The organism is Corynebacterium sphenisci DSM 44792 (genome assembly GCF_001941505.1).
GTDB lineage: Bacteria > Actinomycetota > Actinomycetes > Mycobacteriales > Mycobacteriaceae > Corynebacterium > Corynebacterium sphenisci.
This window is the reverse complement of sequence record NZ_CP009248.1, coordinates 2,257,152-2,275,812: the sequence shown is the minus strand read 5'-3', so window position 1 is coordinate 2,275,812 and position 18,661 is coordinate 2,257,152. Positions and strand designations below refer to the sequence as shown.

Annotated in this window: 15 protein-coding genes; 4 read left to right on the top strand and 11 right to left on the bottom strand. The window is 74.5% G+C overall.

Annotated features, from left to right (window positions below):
* Positions 1–26: 26 nt before the first annotated feature.
* A complete protein-coding gene (locus CSPHI_RS10405) occupies positions 27–1,469 on the top strand; it encodes a metallophosphoesterase family protein (protein WP_075693076.1) in 1,443 nt (480 codons plus the stop codon).
* Here CSPHI_RS10405 and CSPHI_RS12725 read toward each other — a convergent pair.
* The 3 genes from CSPHI_RS12725 to CSPHI_RS10390 form a co-directional block, all read right to left on the bottom strand.
* Positions 1,466–2,464: a hypothetical protein gene (locus CSPHI_RS12725; protein WP_075693074.1), complete on the bottom strand. Its 999-nt coding sequence runs from the start codon at positions 2,462–2,464 to the stop codon at positions 1,466–1,468. The genes CSPHI_RS10405 and CSPHI_RS12725 overlap by 4 nt on opposite strands.
* A 120-nt stretch (positions 2,465–2,584) precedes the next feature.
* Positions 2,585–3,445 carry an anaerobic ribonucleoside-triphosphate reductase activating protein gene (locus CSPHI_RS10395; RefSeq protein WP_075693072.1) on the bottom strand — a complete coding sequence of 287 codons (861 nt, stop codon included), beginning with the start codon at positions 3,443–3,445 and terminating at the stop codon, positions 2,585–2,587.
* Complete coding sequence (locus tag CSPHI_RS10390) at positions 3,435–5,228, bottom strand: ribonucleoside triphosphate reductase (protein ID WP_075693070.1); 1,794 nt, start codon at positions 5,226–5,228, stop codon at positions 3,435–3,437. Before CSPHI_RS10390 ends, CSPHI_RS10395 begins: the two co-directional genes overlap by 11 nt.
* A gap of 252 nt (positions 5,229–5,480) precedes the next feature.
* Here CSPHI_RS10390 and CSPHI_RS10385 point away from each other — a divergent pair, with 252 nt between their 5' ends.
* Positions 5,481–6,836, top strand: coding sequence for a purple acid phosphatase family protein (locus CSPHI_RS10385; protein WP_075693069.1), 1,356 nt, complete (start codon positions 5,481–5,483; stop codon positions 6,834–6,836).
* Positions 6,837–6,899: 63 nt separating this feature from the next.
* Here CSPHI_RS10385 and CSPHI_RS10380 read toward each other — a convergent pair whose 3' ends face one another.
* The 5 genes from CSPHI_RS10380 to CSPHI_RS10360 all read right to left on the bottom strand — a co-directional run bounded on the left by CSPHI_RS10380 (position 6,900) and on the right by CSPHI_RS10360 (position 13,869).
* Positions 6,900–8,609 (bottom strand): AMP-binding protein, encoded by a 1,710-nt coding sequence (locus CSPHI_RS10380; RefSeq protein ID WP_075693067.1) that lies wholly within the window; start codon positions 8,607–8,609, stop codon positions 6,900–6,902.
* Between the two features lie 238 nt (positions 8,610–8,847).
* On the bottom strand, positions 8,848–10,212 hold the full coding sequence (gene mgtE / locus CSPHI_RS10375) for a magnesium transporter (RefSeq protein WP_075693065.1): 1,365 nt from the start codon (positions 10,210–10,212) through the stop codon (positions 8,848–8,850).
* Positions 10,213–10,354: 142 nt separating this feature from the next.
* Positions 10,355–11,395, bottom strand: coding sequence for a hypothetical protein (locus CSPHI_RS12250; RefSeq protein ID WP_075693064.1), 1,041 nt, complete (start codon positions 11,393–11,395; stop codon positions 10,355–10,357).
* Positions 11,396–11,695: 300 nt separating this feature from the next.
* Positions 11,696–13,171 (bottom strand): FtsX-like permease family protein, encoded by a 1,476-nt coding sequence (locus CSPHI_RS10365; RefSeq protein ID WP_075693062.1) that lies wholly within the window; start codon positions 13,169–13,171, stop codon positions 11,696–11,698.
* Positions 13,168–13,869 carry an ABC transporter ATP-binding protein gene (locus CSPHI_RS10360; RefSeq protein WP_075693061.1) on the bottom strand — a complete coding sequence of 234 codons (702 nt, stop codon included), beginning with the start codon at positions 13,867–13,869 and terminating at the stop codon, positions 13,168–13,170. The genes CSPHI_RS10365 and CSPHI_RS10360 overlap by 4 nt, the downstream gene beginning before the upstream one ends.
* 109 nt (positions 13,870–13,978) lie before the next feature.
* On the opposite strand from CSPHI_RS10360, the gene CSPHI_RS10355 reads away from it, so the two are divergent.
* Both CSPHI_RS10355 and CSPHI_RS10350 read left to right on the top strand, forming a co-directional pair.
* Positions 13,979–14,812, top strand: coding sequence for a sensor histidine kinase (locus tag CSPHI_RS10355; RefSeq protein ID WP_425429724.1), 834 nt, complete (start codon positions 13,979–13,981; stop codon positions 14,810–14,812).
* Positions 14,812–15,522, top strand: a complete 711-nt coding sequence (locus CSPHI_RS10350) for a response regulator transcription factor (RefSeq protein ID WP_211274666.1) — start codon at positions 14,812–14,814, stop codon at positions 15,520–15,522. The genes CSPHI_RS10355 and CSPHI_RS10350 overlap by 1 nt, the downstream gene beginning before the upstream one ends.
* 25 nt (positions 15,523–15,547) lie before the next feature.
* Here CSPHI_RS10350 and CSPHI_RS10345 read toward each other — a convergent pair whose 3' ends face one another.
* The 3 genes from CSPHI_RS10345 to CSPHI_RS10335 all read right to left on the bottom strand — a co-directional run bounded on the left by CSPHI_RS10345 (position 15,548) and on the right by CSPHI_RS10335 (position 18,567).
* Positions 15,548–17,101, bottom strand: a complete 1,554-nt coding sequence (locus tag CSPHI_RS10345) for a serine/threonine-protein kinase (RefSeq protein WP_169840408.1) — start codon at positions 17,099–17,101, stop codon at positions 15,548–15,550.
* 2 nt (positions 17,102–17,103) lie between these two features.
* Entirely contained in the window at positions 17,104–17,781 is a 678-nt protein-coding gene (locus CSPHI_RS12200) for a hypothetical protein (RefSeq protein ID WP_075693057.1), read from the bottom strand.
* A gap of 78 nt (positions 17,782–17,859) precedes the next feature.
* Positions 17,860–18,567, bottom strand: coding sequence for a hypothetical protein (locus CSPHI_RS10335; protein ID WP_075693055.1), 708 nt, complete (start codon positions 18,565–18,567; stop codon positions 17,860–17,862).
* Between the last annotated feature and the right edge of the window lie 94 nt (positions 18,568–18,661).

Below are 18,661 nucleotides of genomic sequence, written 5' to 3'. Positions count from 1 at the left end.
CGCCCGCGGTGCCTAGCCTCCGGGCCATGAGCAGCCTGAGCGCCCGCGCCCTCCGCTCCGTCGCCACCGTCGCCGCCGGGGGCCTGGTGCTGGCCCGCAGCTCACCGGAGGTGGCCCGGCAACGCCGCCCGACGGACCCCGATCCGGGCGACCCCGGCGACGCGGCGGCGGCCCTGGTCGCCGAGGAGGTGCTGCACGGCGCCGCCGGGGCGGCCACGCACGCCGCCGACCTGGAGGTCACCACCGTCACCGACACCACCGTGGCGCTGACCTGGACCACCTACGGCGGGGCGGTGCGCACCCCGTACGGGCCGGCCCGGCCGGCGGTGGCCGCCCCGGAGACGGTGCTGCTCGGCCCCGCCGACGCCGGCCCGCCGCCGGTGGTGCACCACGACGACCGCCCCCGCGGGGTGCACCATGTGGTCATCGGCGGCCTGGAACCGGGCCGGGAGTACCGCTTCGAATGCCGCTCCGGGCCGCTGCGCGCCACCGCCTCCCTGGTCGCCACCCGCCGGCCCGGCAGTCCCGAGCTCACCGGGCGGTTCCGCACCCTGGACGCCCCGACGGGGCCCCGGCTGGCCCGGATCGCGATCACCAATGACACGCACATCGGCAAACGGGTGCGCGCCACCGGGGTGCCCGACGCCCCCGAGCGCCAGCTCGCCGGGCTGGTCGCCGATGCCCGCGCAGCCGGCGCGGACGCGCTGGTGGTCAACGGCGACTGCACCGACGCGAACACCCCGGCCCAGGTGGAGCGGTTCCGCCGGATCATGAACGGGGCCGGCCGGCTGGGCCGGGACTGGTTCGCGGTGCGCGGCAACCACGACAACCACCCCCAGGGCCGACCCGGCCGGCGCCGCCGCGGCGGCGCCGGGGAGCCGATCCCGGACCATTTCGGGGCGCATTTCACCGCCCGGCAGCGCCATTTCACCGGCGCCGCCGGGCCGGTGCGGATTCTCGGCGTGGACACCTCGCTGCCGCATCTGGAGGGCGGGCACATCGGCGAGGCGCAGTTCGCCGCGATCGGCGCGGAGCTGGCCGCCGACCCGGAGCGGCCCACCGTGGTCTTCGGCCACCACCCGGTGACCTCCTGCGCCGGGGCCAGCAACATCGGCGGGCCCGGGTTCATCCTGCCCCGGGCGCAGTCCCTGCGGCTGCAGCGGATGCTCGCCGGCGCCCCGGGGGCGCTGGCCATGTTCGCCGGGCACACCCACCGCACCCGCCGCGGCGGCGCCGACATCGGCGGCGTGGACTACTGCGAACGCGGCGCCGCCTTCGGCCACCCCGTCGGCTGGACCATGCTGGACATCCGCGCCGGGGGCTACCTGGTGAGCTTCCACCGCACCGCCGACCCGGGGTGCCTGGAGCTGTCCGCCCGGACCCGCTGGTCGGTGTTCGGGATGGGCCCGGAGTACCTGCTCGGCGGCCTGGCCGACCGCAACTACCTGGTGCGCCGGCCGATCGGCTAGCGCAGCGTGGCCTCCAGCTCCCGGCGCTGCGCGGTGCAGCGGTCGTGGACCTCGCGCAGAACCGGGGAGCCGATCTCCGCGCGGGCGACGAACCCGGGGAGGGCCAGCCGGGGCAGGCCCGCGGGGGCGGTGTGGTACTCGAAGCCCCGGTCGGCGGCCGCCACCAGCTCGTCCACGTAGTCGTAGACGGCGTCCGGGAAGATGCCCGGCGCCGGGTCATCGCCCAGCGGGTCATAGCCCAGGATCCCCAGATGGCGCCGCCGCACCTCCTCCCGGGCCCGCGCATTGCGCTCCGCCCAGCCGGTCTCCCGGCGCTTCACCGCGGCACCCACCGCGGCCACCGCCAGGCCGAGGATGATCACCAGCCCGAACCATCCCCGGACCAGGCTCACCGGCAGCGCCACACCGGCGAGGATCAGGCCGGCCCGGATCAGCCGCCGACCGCGCGCGTAGTCCTCGGAATGCGGCGTCCACTCGCCGGTCTCCGCCGCCCGCAGCTCCTCCTCGGTCACCGTGGCCGCCACCAGGGCCCGCAGCGCGTCGTTGAACACGGCGGTGAAGTGCTCGACGAAGCGCAGCACCGACCCTGCGCCGTCGCACCATTCCACGAAACGGCGGCCGTCCGGGGTCTGCCGCCATGCGGCGAAGGCCCGGTGGTCCTCCTTGATCCGCTGGTGCGCGGTGCGTTCGGCCTCCCGGATCTGCAGCTCCAGCTGGTCGCGCAGCACCGCCAGCTGATTGTGCTGCTGCTGCAGCTGGGCCAGCGCGATCTGGTTGGCCTGTTCGGCCCGCGCGTTGAGCTGGGCCATCTGCGCGTTGACCTGGTCCAGCTTGCGGCCGTTCTCCCGCTGGATCTCGTTACTGACCTCCCACTGGCGGCGCTCCAGGTAGCGGTGCTCGGCGGCGCTGAAGTCCCCGAAGATCCGCTCCGAGATGCCGCCGCCGCTGAGGTTGTGCGTGATCCTGCCCAGGGGGCTTCCTGCGTTGGTGGCCATGGCGCGCCTTTCCGGGGTCATCGCCGCCGACGCCGGCGGCGGGTGCGGATGATTCCGATCCCGGACGCTAGGGCGCCGCCGGCGCCGCCACCACGGGAGTTCTCCCCGGCCCCGGTCGGTTCAGCGGTCGATGACCCGGATCCGGTCCCCGGCGGCCTCCCGCGCGGCGGCCAGCAGCCGCGCCCGCCGGTCCGCGTCGGGGGCCGCCGGCGCATCCGGGTCCAGGCCCGCGGTGGCCGCGGCGGCCCGGTCCACGCCGGTGGCCCGGGCGTGCTGGATCGCCCAGGTGAGGTCCCCGCGCCCGGCGGCGTCGGCGGCGGCGCGCAGCCGGCGGCCGATCGCGGCCAGCGCCCCGGCGCCGGTCGCGCCGGGCCATACCGTGGTGCGGACCTCCACCGCGGGCGCGGCGTCGAGCACCAGGGCCAGGCTGCGCCGGACGTGCTCGGCGGCGCGCAGCCGGGCCGCGGGCACCCCGCCCCGGCCGGCGCCGAGGCCGCCGTAGACCACCCGGGCGTGCCCCTCGGGATCCCCCGGATCGGCCTTGACGTCCAGGCCCACCCAGTCCACTCGGCCGCCGGCGAGCAGCCGGCGCAGCGCGACGGGGTAGGCCCCGCAGGTGTGCAGGCCCACCTCGAAGCCGAGGTCGCGCACCGCGTCCACCGCGGCGGGCAGGCCCCGGTGCATGGTGGGCTCCCCGCCGGAGAAGACCACCGCGTCGAGCAGCCCGCGGCGGGCGGCGAGCAGCCCGGTCAGCCCCGCCCAGCCGGCGGCGCCGGCGTCCGGGGCGCCGCCGTGGACGGTCTGCAGCGCCGGGTTGTGGCAGTAGCCGCAGCGCCAGGGGCAGCCGGCGAGGAAGGCGGTGGCGGCCAGCCGGCCGGGCCAGTCCACGGTGGAGAAGGAGGCCACCCCGGCCACCGGCACCGGCGCCGGCGGGGCGGGCGGGGCCGGGTCGGCCCCGCCGATCAGCAGCTCATGCGGCATGGCGGCTCCCCGGGGCGCGGAAGCTCACCCGCTCCTCGTACTCGCCCTTCTTGCCGGTGTTGAAGGACGACACCGGGCGGAAGTAGCCCATCACCCGGGTCCACACCTCCACCTCGCCGCCGCAGTCCGGGCAGCTGGCGTGCTCCCCGCTGAGGTAGCCGTCCGCGGGGCAGATGGAGAAGGTCGGGGTGATGGTGACGTAGGGCAGCCGGAAGCCCTCGATCGCCCGGCGGACCAGGGCGGCGCAGGCGGCCCCGGAGTCCATCGCCTCGCCGAGGTAGAGGTGCAGCACGGTGCCGCCGGTGTACTTCGACTGCAGCTCCTCCTGCTCGGCCAGGGCCCGGAAGGGGTCGTCGGTGAAGCCGACCGGCAGCTGGGTGGAGTTGGTGTAGTAGGGCTTCTCCGCGGTGCCGGCCTGCAGGATGCCGGGGTGGTGGCGCCGGTCCTCCCGGGCGAAGCGGTAGGTGGCGCCCTCGGCGGGGGTGGCCTCCAGGTTGAACATGTGCCCGGTGGCCTCCTGCAGCTCCACCAGCCGGGCCCGCAGGTGGTCCAGCAGGTCCACGGCCATCCGGTGGCCGCGGGGATCGGTGATGTCGGCGGCGTCGCCGGTGAAGTTGCGCACCATCTCGTTGACCCCGTTGACCCCGATGGTGGAGAAGTGGTTGTCCAGCCCGGGCAGCCAGCGCCGGGTGTAGGGGTAGAGCCCGGCGTCGATGAGCCGGCCCACGGTGTCCCGCCGGGCCTCCAGGATCCCCGCGGCGAGATCGGTGAGCCGGTCCACCTCGGCGAGGAGCCCGGCCCAGTCGCCGGCGTGCAGGTGGCCCAGCCGGGCGCAGTTGAGGGTGACCACCCCGATGGAGCCGGTGAGATCGGCGGAGCCGAACAGGCCGTTGCCGCGGGCGAGCAGCTGGCGCAGATCCAGCTGCAGCCGGCAGCACATGGAGCGGATCTGGCCGGGGTCCAGATCGGAGTTGACGAAGTTCTGGAAGTAGGGCAGCCCGTAGCGGGCGGTCATCTCGAACAGGGCCGCGGCGTTGGGGGAGTCCCAGTCGAAGTCCTCGGTGATGTTGTAGGTGGGGATGGGGAAGGTGAAGGCGCGGCCGCGGGCGTCGCCGCGGCCGAGCACCTCGATCAGCGCCCGGTTGAGCAGGTCCATCTCCGCGCGCAGTTCCCCGTAGGTGAAGTCCACCGGCTTCCCGCCGACCAGCGGGGTGTGCTCGGCGAGCTCCGGCGGGCAGGTCCAGTCCAGGGTGAGGTTGGTGAAGGGGGTCTGGGTGCCCCAGCGGCTGGGCACGTTGAGGTTGAAGACGAACTCCTCTACCAGTTGCTCCACCTGCGGATAGTCCAGGCCGTCGACCCGGACGTAGGGGGCCAGGAAGGTGTCGAAGCCGGAGAAGGCCTGGGCCCCGGCCCATTCGTTCTGCAGGGTGCCCAGGAAGTTCACCATCTGGCCCAGGGCGGTGGACAGGTGCCGCGGGGGCGCGGAGCACACCGCGCCGGCCACCCCGCCGAAGCCCTCCTCGAGCAGGGCGCGCAGGGACCAGCCGGCGCAGTAGCCGGCGAGCATGTCCAGGTCGTGGATGTGGATCGCGCCCTCGCGGTGCGCGGCGGCGGCCGCCTCGCCGAAGACCTCGTCCAGCCAGTAGTTGGCCACCACCTTGCCGGAGGTGTTCAGCATCAGCCCGCCGAGGCTGTAGTCCTGGTTGGCGTTGGCGTTGACCCGCCAGTCGGTCCGGGAGAGGTACTCGTCGATGGTCGCGATGGGGTCGATGCAGGCGCTCATGCCCCACACCGTAGGTCCGGAATCACAGTGATGGAATTCTCGATGATGTGATTTCGGATACACCTATGACATACACGGACCACAAGATGTGGGTGCGCTGCGCCGATAAAGTCCCGTAACTAGTGGTTGCCTGGTTCATCGTCCCCCATTCCACCCCGTTCGGGGGTGCCCGCATCCGGGTGCTTCGGCGGGGCCCGGCCGCCGCGGGCGCCCGCGGCGCGCCGGGGCCCGGCGCGGCCGTATGGTCGGGGTATGCCCGCCGCCGACCCCCGCCGAGATCCCGTGCCCGCCCCCGGACCCGCCGCCCCCGGCGACGGGCCCGCGGCGGAGCCGGAGCGCAACGGGCGCGGCCAGCTGGTCGCCTGGGAGCTGGAGGTGCCCACCGTCACCGACACCTCGGTGGCCTTCACCTGGGCCACCTACCGGCGGGCGCTGCGGGTGCGCTACGGCACCACCCGGCCCACCGCCCCGGCGGGGGAGACGGTGCTGATGGGCGACGTCTCCGGCGGGCCGATGCGGGTGGTGCACGAGGACCCCACCCCCCGCGGCTACCACCATGTGGTCGTCGAGGGCCTGGAGCCGGGCCGGGCCTACCGCTTCGAATGCCGCTCCGGGGACGCCGTGGCGCGGCCCTCGCTGCGGATCACCCGCCGCCGCGGCACCCCGGAGGCCACCGGGATCGTCACCACCGCCCCGGCGCTGCCGGGATCCCCGGTGGGCCTCATCGCGCTCACCAACGACGTGCACATCGGCAAGGCCTTCCACGGGGGCAGCCCCCTGGACCGGTCCCGGCTGCGCGACGCCGGCGCCGCCCGCGGCTTCGCCGCCATGCAGCTGGCCGGGGTGCTCGCCGGCGCCGCCGCCGACGGCGCCGACCTGGTGGTCGCCAACGGCGACCTCACCAACGACGGCACCGCGGCGCAGGTCGCCGAGTTCACCCGGCTGATGGACTCCTCCGGCCTGGACTGGGCGGCCACCCGCGGCAACCACGACAACCGCGGGGTGGGCCCGGCCGAGGATCCGATGCTGCCGGCCTGCCCGCCCCGGCAGCGCCCCTGGGTGCGCCGGCTCGGCGGGCTGCGGCTCATCGGCCTGGACACCTCGGTGCCCGGTTTCGACGGCGGCCACCTCGACGACGCCCAGCTGGAGGAGCTGCGCGCCGAGCTGGACGCCGACCCGGAGCGGCCCACCATCGTCTTCGGCCACCACCCGGCGACCATCGACGCGGCCCGGTCCTCCGCCGGCCGGGCGAAGTTCTGCATGACCGAGGAGCAGTCGCTGCGGCTGCAGGCGATCCTCGCCCGGGCCCCCGGGGTGGCCGCGGTGTTCTCCGGGCACACCCACCGCACCCGGCGCGGGGTCGCCGACGTGGGCAACATCGACCACTGCGAACGCGGCGCCTCCCTGGGCTACCCCGGCGGCTACACCCTGATCCGGGTCAGCACCGGCGGCTACCGGGTGTCCTTCCACCGGATCCCCACCCGGGAGTCCCTGGACTGGTCCGCGCGCACCCGCTGGTCGCTGCTGGGCATGGAGCCGGAGTACATGCTGGGCACCCTCGCCGACCGCAACTACACCGTGCGCGCCGGCTTCGACGGCCTCGGCTGAGCCGCGCCCCGGACGCGCCCGCCCCCGCCGCGGGACGCGGCGGGGGCGGGGGAGCCGGGCGGCTCAGGCCGCGGTGCCGGCGGAGCCGGCGGGCTCCGGGAGCATCCGGGGCACCACCTTGCCCACCGCGTTGCGCGGCAGCTCGTCCAGGAAGATGGTCTCCCGGGGCACGTTGTACCGGGTCAGCTTGGTCTTGACGTACTCGCGCAGGCCCTCGTGGGTCAGCGCCGCCCCGGCCTCGTCATCGGTGCGCACCACGTAGGCGACCAGCGCCTGGCCGAAGCGGGCGTCCTCGGCGCCGACCACGGCGCATTCGCGCACCCCGTCCAGCCCGGAGAGCACGTCCTCGGTCTCCCGGGGGAAGACGTTCTCCCCGCCGGAGACGATCATGTCGTCCTCCCGGCCGGAGACGTAGAGCAGGCCCGCCTCGTCGATGTAGCCCAGATCGCCGGTGCACACCATGCCGTCGATGATCTCCTTGTCCGCGCCGGGGCGGGTGTAGCCCTCGTAGAGCATGGAGTTGCCGATGAAGATCCGGCCGACCTCCCCGGCGGGGACCTCCTCGCCCTCCTCGTCGCGGATGGACAGCCGGGTGCCCAGGGGCGGCCGGCCGGCGGTGGTCGGCTCCGCCGCCAGATCCTCCGGGCCGGCGATGGTCGCCCAGGACACCTCGGTGGAGCCGTACTGGTTGTAGAGCACCGGGCCGAACCGGTCCAGGGTGCGCTCCACGATGTGCTTGGGGATCGCCGAGCCGCAGGAGGCGATGACCTGCAGCGAGGAGGAGTCCACGTCCTGCTTCTCCGGGGCGGCCTCCAGCATCCGCTGCAGCATGGTGGGCACCAGGAACACGGTGTGCGGATGATGCGCCTCGATGATCCGCAGGCTGTCCTCCGGATCGAAGTGCCGGCGCAGGATCATCGTGGAGCGCAGCGCGATGGACAGCTGCGCGGTGGCGAAGCCCCAGGTGTGGAACAGCGGCGCGGCCAGGTAGGCGGGCCGGCGCTGGCGCAGCGGGATCGCGCTCATGATGGAGGAGGCCGGCATCCAGGAGCGCGGCTCCGGGCGCTTGGCGCCCTTCGGGGTGCCGGTGGTGCCGGAGGTCAGGATGATCACCCGGCCCCGGCGCGGCCGGCGCAGCAGCGCCGCCCCGGGGAAGTCCTCCGGGGGCGCGGTGCGGATCATGTCCCGCATGGAGGTCCAGCCCTCGCGCACGCAGGAGGTGTCCTCGTAGTCCTCCAGCCAGGACACCGCCACCGGGCACTGGTCGAAGTCCTCCGGCAGGATGTGCGTGAACTCCTCGTCGATGAAGAGGAAGTCCAGCTTCTGCTCCCGGATCACCGCGTTGGTCTGCTCCGCGGAGGCACCCGGGTTGAGCAGCACCAGATCGGTACCCAGCCGGCCGTGCGCGCACAGCGCGAGCAGGAAGCCGCGGTGGTTGCGGGAGAGCACCCCGATCCGGTCCCGGGGCCGGATGTTGCCGTGCCGCAGCGCCCGGGCGAGCTGGTTGGCCCGCTCGTTGAAGTGCTCGTAGGTCATCGAGCCGCCGTCGTCGATGATCGCGGTGTGGTGCGGGTCGCGGCCCGCGGCGATGCCGAGGAGCCCGGAGGGCAGGAAGTCCCACCGGTACAGGGAGTGCGCGGCCTTGCCCAGGGCACCCGGGCCCATGGAGCCGAGGACGCCGGCGCGGGTCACCGGGCCGAGGCCCCGGACCATCTCCGAGGCGCCGCGGACCCGATCGCGGATGCGGGGTGCGGGGGTGCTGTCTGTGCTCATCGGTGGTGCTCTCCGTTTCAAGGCAAATCCATCTGGTGAGGGCAACCCTAGGTGTGATCCGCGCCACGCGTAAGTGTTTCTGTTTAAAACACGTAACGTCACCCCGGTACAGGGGGATAGGGGGCGGGATCCGGGGTGGGCCCACCGGTCCCCTATGCCCCGGATCGCCGCCGCCCGCGGCCGGCGGGTGCCGGTCGCGGGCGGATCCGCGGGCGGCCGTCCGCGGCCGCGGCCGCGGCTATATGCCCAGCACCGCCTTGGCGATGAGGAAGTACACGATGAGCCCGGAGGCGTCGCAGAAGGTGGAGATGAACGGGGTGGAGAACACCGCCGGGTCGGCGCCGACCATCTGCGCCACCATCGGCATGATCCCGCCCACGGTGGCCGCGATGGTGCAGATGCTCACCAGGGTCAGCCCGATCACCACGCCGAACTCCCAGCCGTAGAACACCCCGGCCAGCAGCACGCCCAGGGCGCCCAGCAGCAGGCCCATGGTCACCCCGACCCGGACCTCCCGCCAGGCCACCCGGGCGGTGTCCCGCAGGCGCACCTCGCCGACCGCCAGCGCCCGGGTCACCGTGGTCGCCGCCTGGGAGCCGGTGTTGCCCGCGGTGCCGGTGAGCAGCGGGATGAACAGGGAGAGGGTGACCACCTTCTCCAGGGACTCCTCGAACATCTCCAGCACCTGCACGGTGAGGATCGCGGACAGCGCCAGGATGAGCAGCCATACGATCCGGGAGCGCACCAGGGAGGTCACCGCGGTGGCCAGGTAGGGCCGGTCCAGCGGCTCGGTGGCGCCGGCGCGGGCCGCGTCCTCCTCATCCGCCCGATCGATGATCCGGGTGGCGTCGTCGTGGGTGAGGATGCCGATCAGCCGGTTCTCCTCGTCCACCACCGGCACCACCATCCGGCCGGTGCGCACCGCCCGCCGCGCCGCGGTCTCCGCGTCCTCGGAGGCGACCACGAACTCCGGCTCCTCCATCAGGCCGCGGACCTCGGCGTCGCCGTCGGCGAGCAGCACATCGCGCAGGCTGAGCACGCCCTGCAGGATCCGGCTCGGCCCGGTGACCATGAGCAGGTACACCGTCTCCGCCTCCGCGCCCCGGTCGCGGACCAGGTCCAGGACCTCCGCGCAGGTCCACGCCGGGCCGATGCGCAGGAACTCGGTGGACATGTACCGGCCGATCGCGCTGGGCGGGTAGCCCAGCATCGGCGCGGTGAGCTCGCGCTCATGTTCGGACAGGCCGTCGAAGAGCTTCGCGGACACCGCCGCGGGCAGCTCCCCGACCAGGCTCGCCCGGTCATCGGGGTCCAGGGCCTCGAAGACGGAGACCACGTGCTCATCGCGCAGGCCGGTGATGAGCTCACCGCGCATCGAGGGCTCGAAGCGCTCGAAGACCTCCAGGGCGACGTCCCGGCGCAGCAGCCGGTAGATGATCGCCCGGTCCCCGGGGTCCTCGCGCTCCAGCACGCGCACCAGATCGGCGGCGGACATGTCGTGCACCACCGCCTCGATGCCGGCCAGGTCCTCCTGGGCCAGCAGCAGGGTCAGCTTGTCGGCCAGGAAATCGAACTCGAGGGCCGTCGTGGTCTTCTCCGCCATGACCGCGATGCTATCCAGGTTCGGCCGGATCCCGGCATCCGGGGTGGCCGGGCAGGTCACCGCAGGGACGAACCCCGCCCGCGGGAGCGCCCCGGACGCCGCGGGCGACGGGTTCCCGGCCCGGACGCGCCGGGCGGGCGCGTCATTCGCCGGGGATGGGCCGACCCGGTTGGAAGCCCTCCGGGGGCCGGTTCGGCCCGCCCGGCTTGAACCCGCGGATCGGCTCCTCCGCGGGCGCGGGCCGGGGCCGGCCCGCCGGGCCCGGCTGGGCCCGGTCGGCCGTCCGGGCCTGGGGGATCGGCCGGGTGTGCGGCGCGGGCTGCTCGTTCCGCGCATGCGGTGCGCGGTGCGCGGGCTGCTCATGGTGCGCCGGCGGGTCGTGCCGGTCCGCCGGGGACGGCCGGTCCATCGGCTGCGGGTCCTGCCACCCCGGCTGGCCGGGGTGGCTCTGGTGGCCGGGCTGGCCGGGCTGGCCGGAGTAGCTCGGCTGGCCGGGCTGACCGGGCTGGCCCGGAAACCCCTGCTGGCCCATCGGCGGCTGGCCGGGCTGGCCCATCGGCGGCTGGCCGGGCTGGCCCATCGGGGCCTGGCCGGGGGCGCCGTAGTTGCCGCCCCACTGGGACTGGGTGTTGCCCTGCAGCTCCGGGTGGCCGTGGTTGCCCTGCGCCCCGGCCTGCTGCCAGGACTGGCCGGCCGGGCCGGCGGAGTAGACGTACTCGTTGAGCTGCCGCTGGAAGGTCTCCAGCTTGGCCTGCTCCAGCGCGGACACGGTGGCCTCCGTGGTGCCGCCGCCGGCGTTGGTGACGGTCAGCTTGCTCACGATGGCGTTGGCGGCGAGCGCGGCGCTGAGCAGGAGCAGCACGAAGAAGAGGAACCGGGATCGCGCATGGTCGACCTCGATGAGGAGCACGAGCCAGAGCACGGTGAGCAGGCCGAAGCCGATCAGCCGGCCGATCTTCACGGACAGCGAGGCGGTGACGGCGGCGATGGCGCCCATCGGGATACTGCGCTCCTCGTAGCCCAGCGGGATCACCCCGAAGATGGTGTTCGGGGCCTTGATCGCCAACCGGCGGTTGGTCACCGTCATATTGCTCTTCAGCCAGAACAGCACCAGGTTGGGCCGGAACCTCTCCCCGAAGACCCCGTTTTCGCCGGGGGCGAGGTGGATGTCGGAATTCGCCATGGGAATCGCCTTTCTCGGTGGGCGGTGGACTCCGCGGCGGCCGGCCCGTCCCCGGATCGGCGCACCCGTCGACCTGGCCCGGCGGCTCCGGATCCCGCGTTCCGCGCCTCTCCGGCGGACCGTTCCGGACCGGTCGTGGATCCCACGCTATGGCCGCCGTGGAAGGGGAGAAAGGGGAGTTCTCCCGGCCATTTCCGGGAGACCCGGAGTCCGCCGGCGGCTCCGGCGGAGCGGATCGCCGCGGCGGCCCCGGGGACGATCCCGGGGCCGCCGCGGCGGGCGGGGAGGGTGGGGCGCCGGCTACCGCTCCCGATCCTCGGTGATGATCCGGCGGTGGATCGGTCCGGTGGCGGCCAGGGCCAGCACCATCAGCGCGATCCCGGCGCCGGCGATCCCGGCGATGGGGGCGTGGCCCATCAGCGGCTGCAGCACCTCACCCTCGTCCGGGGTCACCGCATCGGCGATGCCGGTGAGGCTCGCCATCAACCAGCCGAGGCCCAGGGCGAGGAGCACCGCGCCGGCCAGCGGGCCCAGGGCCTCCAGCCAGTTCACCGCGCGCAGCCGGGCGTCGGAGACGCCCATCCGCAGCATCGCCCGGGTCTCCTCGGCGCGCTCGAACTCCGCGGAGGCCTGGTTCACCATCGCGGACACCGCGGCGAGGGCGAAGCTGAAGCCGATGGTGAACATCATGCCCAGCCGGATGTCGATGAGGAGGGCCTCGGCGACGGTCTTCGCCGCGGCGGTGTTCACCTCACCGGCGGTGACCGGCATCTGGCCGAAGAAGGAGGTGATGAGCACCATGAAGGTCAGCACCCCGACCCGGCGCCAGGTGGGCTTGGGGTTCGCGGCGACCCGGCGGGAGGCCCAGGACACGGTGACCCCGGAGAGCCGGGCCAGCAGCCGGGCGGCCAGCTGCAGCCCGCGGGGCATGAGCACGTCCACGACCAGGATGAAGGCCAGGGCCACGATGAGCCCGAGGACGGTGCGCCGGGTCACGCTGGCCCCGGTGCCGCCCAGCCGGGTGCCGATCTGCACCGCAACCAGCACCGCCACCGCGGCGAGCACCGGCCACCAGCGCAGCGCCGCCGGCGGTTCCCGGCGGGCCACCCCCAGCGGGGAGATCCGCACCCGGGCCAGGCCGGCGGCGGTGGCCGCCGCGGTGATCGCCAGCAGCACCGCGGCCACCACCAGGTAGCCCCACCAGGGCAGCAGCATCTCCTCGTAGCGCACCCGCATGGCCTGGAAGGTCAGCTTCTGGAAGGCGGGCAGCAGGGCGATGGTGAGTGCCCCGCCGGCGAGCACCCCGAGCAGCGCCTGCAGCATCACCTCCAGGAAGCCGAGCAGGGACACCTCGGACCGGGTCATCCCGACCAGGCGCAGGATCGCCAGCCGGCGCTCCCGGCTGCGCGCCCCGAGCAGGGTGGCGGAGGTGGCCAGGTGCACCACCGGGAACACCAGCAGCACGCAGGCCAGCAGCGCCAGGACCACGTAGAAGCTCACGATGATGTCGAAGCTGGCGTCCTCGGCGATCGCCTCGGCGACCACCCCGGTGGGGTAGGCGGCCCGGTTGCGGAACATCCAGGTGCCGGAGGCGACGATGTTGGCGATGGTCGCGGCCACCGCGAAGGCGATGATGCTCAGCACCGCGAGCACCCCGTCACCGGAGCGGGTGCGCCAGCGCGCGGCGGTGAACTCGGCGGAGAGCCGGGCCAGGTTGCGCGGGCGGGGCAGCCCCCGGCCGGCGGGGGCGGCGGCGTCGGTCGGGGCGGCGCTCATCGCGCATCCCCCCGGGTGGCGCGCACCGCGCGATCGGCGTGGATCCGGCCGTCCCGGATCTCCACGATCCGGGAGCACCAGGAGGCCACGTTGACGTCGTGGGTGACCATCACCAGGGCCATGTGGTGCATCCGCACCAGGGAGGTCAGCAGCTGCATCACCTCATGCCCGGTGGCCTGGTCCAGGGCCCCGGTGGGCTCATCGGCGAAGACCACCCGGGGCCGGCCGGCGATGGCCCGGGCCACCGCGACCCGCTGCGCCTGGCCCCCGGACATCGCCCCGGGCAGCTTGGCCCGCTGATCGCCCAGACCCAGCTGGTCCAGGGTCTCGTCGGCGCGGGAGAGGGCCTTGGCCGCGGACATGCCGGTGAGCCGCAGCGGCAGCGCCACGTTCTCCCGGGCGGGCAGCTCCGGCAGCAGCTGGCCGTCCTGGAAGACGAAGCCGAAGCGGTGCAGCCGCAGCCGGGAGCGCTTCGCGTCGGAGAGCCCGGTGAGCTCGATCCCGTCGAAGAGGATCTCCCCGCCGGTGGGCGCCAGCACCCCGGACAGGCAGTGCAGCAGAGTGGATTTGCCGGAGCCGGAGGGGCCCATCACGGCGAGGGTCTCGCCCTCGCCGATGGCCAGGTCCACGCCGCGCAGGGCGTGCTCGGCGCCGAAGGTCTTGGTCAGGCCGGTGGCCGTGAGAAGTGGTTCGTTCATGGCCTCCAGTCCAGTCCGCGCCGCCGCCGGAATCGATGGGGCCCAGCCTAGTTTTCCGGGTAGGGCCAGCCCCACCCCCGGCCGGCGCACCGCCCCTAGGATCGGGGCCGTGCCCGTCCCCGACAACCACCGCCCGCGGACCGCGGCCGCCGGCGAGCCCGCCCGCCGCGGCCCGCTCGCCCGGCTGCGCGCGCTCCTGCCCGGGCGCGCCCGCGCCGGCGCGGATCCGGGGGCCTACGAGGCCGAGATCGCCCGGCTCATCGACTCCCGCCGGGCGATCGTCGCCGCCTACGAGGTGGAGCGCCGCCGGATCGAGCGGGATCTGCACGATGGCGCCCAGCAGTACCTGGTCGCCGCCTCGCTGCAGCTCGGCGAGGCGCAGCTGGAGGCCCCGGAGGATGCCGCGGAGCTGGTGGAGCTGCTGGAGCAGGCCCAGTCCAGCCTGCACCGGGCGCTGGCCGCGCTGCGCGCCACGGTGCGCGGCATCCACCCCCGGGTGCTCGCCGAGGAGGGCCTGGCCGCCGCCCTGGAGGACGCGGTGGCCAACCATCCCGGGGAGGTGTCCCTGACCTGCCCGGACCGGATCCCGGAGCTGCCGGAGGGGGTCGCCGCCTGCGCCTACTTCCTGGTCCTGGAATGCCTCACCAACGCCGCCAAGCACGCCCCCGGGGCGGCGGTGAGCGTGCTGGTCACCGTTTCCGAGGAGCTGCGGCTGACCGTGGTGGACACCGGCCCCGGCGGGGCCCGGCCCGCCCCCGGCGGCGGCCTGGCCGGGATGCGCGAGCGCCTCGCCGCGATCGGCGGGCACCTGGAGGTGGCCTCCCCGGCGGGTGGGCCCACCCGGGTCAGCGCCGGGATCCCGCTGCTGCTGCACCGCGGGGAGCCCGCGGTGGTGCTGCCCGGGGACGGACCCGGGGCCTCCCCGGGGGAGGGGGGATCGTGATGGGCGCCGCCGGCGGCGCCCCGGAGCGCGCGGACACCCTGCGGGTGGTGCTCGCCGACGACTCCGGGCTGCTGCGCGAATCGCTGGCCGCGATGCTCGCCCGGCGGGGCTTCACCGTGGTCGGCCAATGCGCCGACGCCGAGGCGCTGCCCCGCCTGGTCGACGAGCTCGTCGCCGCCGGCACCGTCCCGGAGGTGGTGATCACCGATGTGCGGATGCCGCCCGGGATGGCCGATGACGGGCTGCGCGCCGCCGCGGCGATCCGCCGGGACCACCCGGGCATCGGCATCGTGGTGTGCTCCCAGTACGTCGCCGGCGCCTACGCCCGCCGGGTGCTGGAGCTCTCCCAGCCCGCCGGCCGGGTCGGCGGCACCGGCTACGTGCTCAAGGACAACGTGGGCCGGGTCGCCGACTTCATCGGCACCGTGCGCGCCGTCGCCGCCGGGGCGGTGGTCATCGACCCGGAGGTCGCCGGGGCGATGGGCCGCGGCGCCCCCGGCCTGGCCGGGCTCACCCCCCGGGAGACCGAGGTGCTCGAGGCGATGGCCCGGGGCCTGGCGAACTCGGAGATCGCCGCGGAGCTCTTCGTCTCCGAGGCGGCGGTGGGCAAGCACATCGCCGCGATCCTGATGAAGCTGGACCTGCCCCCGGAGGTGCCCAACCGGCGGGTGAAGGCGATCCTGGCGTACCTGGCGGACACCGCCGGCTGAGCCCCGGCCGCCCCGGCGCGCACGGTCAGCCCGCGGTCTGCCACAGCTGGAGGAGCTTCAGGTTGGCCTCGCACATCAACTCCGCCCCGCTGGCGGTTCCGCCGACGCCCGTGGCGCTTCCGGGATGCCCCTCGTGGATCTCGACGAGGGTGAGCGTGCCGTCCTCGGTCGCCGCGACGCAGCTGGACCAGCTGTCCGACCAGTCGGCCCCGGAGTGGTCGGGGTAGAGGGTGATGTGCACCGGCGGCGTGCCCTTCGGCATCGCCCCGGCCCAGGTCCCCTTCGCCACCACCAGACGATCCTCCTCCTCCGGGTCCTCCCGCCCGGTCCTGCGGGGAAGCCGGGCGAGGATCTCGTCCCGGGCCTCCCGCGTGGCCTCGTCCCGCGAGTTGAACACCAGGACCGTGGCCTGCCCCCGGCGCAGTTGGGACCCGGTGGGGGGATCGAAGGAGTAGCGGCAATGTGCGGGCAGGGCATCCAGGGAGGGGAGGGGGAGATCGGCGACCGCGTAGTTCCCGAGCAGCGTGAAATTCCGCCCGCCCGTGATCGCGGAGGCGTCCGGGCAGCCGCCGCCGACCTTGATCCCCCGGGGCGCGAACGCCGCCCATCCGGCCCCGGCCAGGGCGAGCGCGAGGACGGTCACCGCGGCGGCGAGGACGGTCGTCCGGCGACGGGAACGTCGCGCCGCGGCCGCGGCCGGATCCCCGTAGAGCGCCCGGTGCAGCTCCCGGTGGAATTCGCCGGCGGTGGGGTGCCGCTCGGCCTCCTCGATGGCCAGCGCCCGGCGGAACACCGGGTCCAGCGCCACCAGCGCCGGGTCGTGATCGGAGGGCACCGGGCGCCGCGGGGCCAGATGCGCCCGCCGCCAGGCCTCGATCCGGGTCCGGGCGGTGGCGTCGCCCGGCAGGTCCACGCCGAAGGGACGGTGTCCGGTGAGCGCCTCGAAGGCGGTGCAGGCGAAGGCGTAGCGGTCGTCCGGGGCCGAGGGGGGCCGGCCGAAGCGCCGGCCCGGGGAGAGGTACGGCGGGGTGGCGCCGAAGGAGCCGGCGGGCCCGGGGCCGCCGCCGGCGGCGCCCCCGGCCAGGGAGGAGCCGAAATCGGAGAGCAGCGCCCGCGGCCGGTGCGGGGTCGAGGTGTCGACGAGGATGTTGGACGGCTTGATGTCGCCGTGCATGACCGGCGTGGGCCGCTGGTGCAGATCGTCGATGGTCTGCGCGATGTCCCCGAGCATCGGCATCGCCTCGCGCAGCCGGCTGCCGTCATCCGGCAGCAGGTCCAGGTAGCGGCCGAGGTCGCCGCCCGGGGCGAAGGGCATGGTGTACCAGACGTGGCCGCCGGTGGCGCCGTTGTTGAACACGGTGACCGTGCCGGGGTGGCCCAGGCGGGCGACGGTGCGGGCCTCGGCGATGGCGGCCGGGCCGGAGGCCCGGTTGAGCAGCTTCAGGCACTCCACCCGGTCCAGGCCCGGGTTGCGCACCAGGTAGGTCTCCCCGGCGCCGCCGGCGCCGATGCGGCGTTCCACGCGGTAGCCGGCGAAATCCGATCCGGGGGGCAGCGTCGGGGTAGTTGCGGCGTTCACCGTTACTGCCCGTAGCCCCAGTGGTCGATGGCGTGCTCCGCCCACTGCGGGTCGCTCGGGATGATCATGCCGTGGCCAACGCCCTGCGCCTGCGGGGTGAGCACCACCTGCATGCCGTATCCGCCGGTCTCCGCGTTCTCCCGGATCGGCCCACGGCACTCCCAGGTCATCGTCTTCTTCCCGGGGTTGTCCCCGCTGTGGGGGAGCCGGTGGCAGTCGAATGCGCCGATCCCCTCGACCTCGACATCGGCGAGTTCTTCGGGCATCGGATCCCCGGGGGCGGCCCCCCTCGCCACGTCGACCAGCGCCTGCTGCCATGCGGAGTTGACGAGGAGCGCGTCCGGGGTGTCGATGGCGTGGGTGAGCAGCCCCTCCGCCGGATAGTCCCAACGGGAGTCCCGGGAGTCGGGGCCCCCGGGCAGCGGGAGGTACTTCGGCTCGGGACCCCCGCGGGTGAGCAGCGCGGTCACCGCGACCGCGGCCACCAGCAGGGCCACCAGGACGGCGAGGACGATCATCAGCGTGCGGCGCGTGCCGCCGTCCGGCGCCGGCACCGCGGTGGCGCCGGCGGGGGCGCCCGGGGCGGCGCCGGCGGGGGCGCCGCCGTCGAGGGTCTCCGGGGGCAGGGTCGGGTCGGTGAACCGATCGGCGCCGGGGCCCGGCGGGGTCTGGTTCGGCATGGCGCGTCCTCCTCCGTGCCGCCGGTCGCGGCCGGCGGCTCCTCGTTTGTTGTTGTTCACCATATCGCCCGGGCCCCGTCACAGGACCAGGAAGGCCTGCGCCAGGGTCACCGGCTCATAGCCGACCTGGTCGAGGGTGACGACCAGCCAGTAGGTGCCGGGCTCGGTCACCGCCACCTGCTGCCGGGGGAACCGGGGGTCGATGGACGAGCTGTAGCAGGCGGAGGGGGTGTTCTCCACGGAGCCGTAGGAGGTGGGGTTGCCCTCCTCATCCAGGATCTCGACGGTGCCGGTGCAGATGTCCTGATCGGTGACCCGGGTGTGCAACTCCACGGCGAAATCGGCGTACCCCTCCCGCCGCGGGTACTGCAGCACCCCGTTGGCGTATTGGCCGTCGATGTTCACCCACGCCTCCGTCAGGCCGGCCCGGTCGCGCTGGCCGGGCAGGAACTCGACGTCCCAGCTGGAGCTGGCCTTGCCCGACCCGGGCCGCAGGCCGCTGATGAAGGAGTTGGGGTAGTCCGCCATCGCCTCCTCGATGCTGCCGGAGTCGCCGCGGTCGTCGAGGTCCTCGTCGCGGTCATCCTCCGGTGTCGTGGTCGAGGTGGTGGTGCTCGTCGAGGAGGTGGTGCTCGAGGTGCCGATGCCGGTCGGCGCGTCCTCGGGGGTCACCTCCACCGTGGTGGTCACGGTCTCGGGGGCGGGGGCGGGCGGCTGCCCGCCACAGCCGGTGAGCAGCGCCGCGGCGGCGAGGGCGGCGGCGAGGGGGAGGTGGTCGATGCGCATGATGATCCGTTCCCTGGGGTCTCGGTGGAGTGGTCTCGGGTTCAGGATCACCACCGGACCGCCCCGGCGGTAGGGGAGTAGTCCCGGTGCCCGC